This window comes from Devosia sp. (assembly GCF_017307565.1).
Classification (GTDB): Bacteria; Pseudomonadota; Alphaproteobacteria; order Rhizobiales; family Devosiaceae; genus Devosia.
The window spans coordinates 1-1,870 of the sequence record NZ_JAFKHD010000282.1 but is presented as its reverse complement, the minus strand read 5'-3'; the positions used below and the strand labels follow the sequence as shown (position 1 = coordinate 1,870).

The following is a 1,870-nucleotide window of genomic DNA, read 5'->3' as shown; positions in this document are numbered from 1 at the left end:
CGGCCCCGCTCAATGGCTCGTCCCTGCCGCGGCTGCCGGAATCGACCGGGGCGCTGATTGCACTGCTCGATGCCAAGGCTGGGCGGCACATGGCGTGTCTCGTCGCTGTGCAAAAGGGCAAGGTGCAGTTTCTGTCGGCCCGGCCCGTGCAGGCTTCGGCCGCCGCCGAGCTGGAAGCGGCGGTGGATCGGGTCCAGAACAAGATCTGGTCGCCGCACAATGCGGTCAGCCGCGTCGATCCGCACCGTCTGCCGCAACTGCTGCATCCGCGCATCAAATCGACCGCCGAGGTCACCCCCATAGCCACCGGCCTGGGCGTTTCGCCGGGCGCGGCCAGTGGCATCATTACCTTTTCGGCCGAGGACGCGGCGCGGCTGCGGGCGCGCGGCAAGCACTGCATTCTGGTCGTCAACGAAACCGGCCCCGCCGATATCGAGGGCATGAAGGCGGCAACGGGCATTCTGACCGCGCGCGGCGGCATGACCAGCCATGCGGGCGTGATTGCCCGTATTACAGGAAAACCCTGTGTTGCCGGCGTGCGGACGCTGTCGGTCGATACGGTGGAAATGGTCTGCCGTATCGGGTCGCGCGAATTGCGGCCCGGCGATCGGCTGACCATCGATGGGAGCGATGGTTCTGTCTATCTTGGCACGCTGCCGTTGGCCCAGCCGCATATCGGTGGCACCATCGGAACACTTCTGGGCTGGTCGGATGCCAGCCGGTCCATTGCGGTGCGTACCAATGTGGAAACGGTTGAGTCCGCTGCTACAGCGCTGAGTTTCGGGGCGGAAGGCATTGGCCTTGCGCGTTCCGAGCACATGTTCTTTTCGCCCGAGCGCCTCGTCGCGCTGCGGCGCATGATCCTTTCCGAGGACGAGGAAGCGCGCAGCCTGGCGGTCAATGGCCTCGTCGATTTCCAGACCGGGGATTATTCGGCGCTGTTCTCGGTGATGGGGGGGCTGCCGGTGACGGTGCGCCTCTTCGATCCCCCGCTCCATGAATTCCTGCCCCGTTCGGAAGAGGAAATCGAGGAAACGGCGGCTTCTCTGGGCGTTGCAGTGCGCGCTCTGCGGCTGCGGCTCGAGCGTATTGCCGAGATCAACCCCATGCTGGGGCATCGCGGCGTTCGGCTTGCCATCACCTATCCAGAAATTCTGCAGATGCAGATGCAGGCGCTGATTGCCGGTGCGCGCGAGGCGAGCGAACGACTGAACAAGCCCGTACCGGTCGAGGTGATGGTCCCCTTCGTCTCGACCGCCAGTGAGGTCGCCTGGGTGCGCGAGCGCACCATGGCCATCGTCGCCAATTCGGGACTGCTGAAATCGGAGCGCGTGAAATTCTCGTTCGGCACTATGATCGAACTGCCGCGAGCCTGCCTCAGGGCCGGGGATATCGCCGGCATGGTCGATTTCATCTCCTTCGGCACCAATGACCTGACGCAGACCACCTTCGGTATTTCGCGCGACGACGCGCCAACGTTCCTCGCCGTCTACCAGCGCAAGGGCGTTTATGAGCGCGATCCTTTCGTCACCATCGACGAAAAGGGCGTGGGCGAAATGATCTCCATTGCCATCGAGCGGGGGAGGGCCGCCAATCCGCGGCTCAAGATCGGCATCTGTGGCGAGCATGCCGGCGATCCGGAATCGCTGAAATTCTTCTCGGGACTCGGCGTCGACTATGTGAGCTGCGCGCCCTATCGGGTGCCGGTGGCGCGACTGACCCTGGCGCAAGCGGCTACCTGACGCGCCTGACTTTTCCGTCATGCCATTTCAATTGTGGCCATTGGTCACGATATGAGAACGTGGCACAAGATTGAGGAAAAGCGGGAGGACGATGCTGTTGAATCGGATCCAGGGTTTTGTGGCGCTTG

The 1,870-nt window shown here is 63.5% G+C and carries 1 protein-coding gene; it reads left to right on the top strand.

Annotated features, from left to right (window positions below):
- The coding region (locus J0I64_RS08670) for a putative PEP-binding protein (RefSeq protein WP_291407185.1) at positions 1–1,742 on the top strand (1,742 nt) is incomplete at its 5' end.
- Between the last annotated feature and the right edge of the window lie 128 nt (positions 1,743–1,870).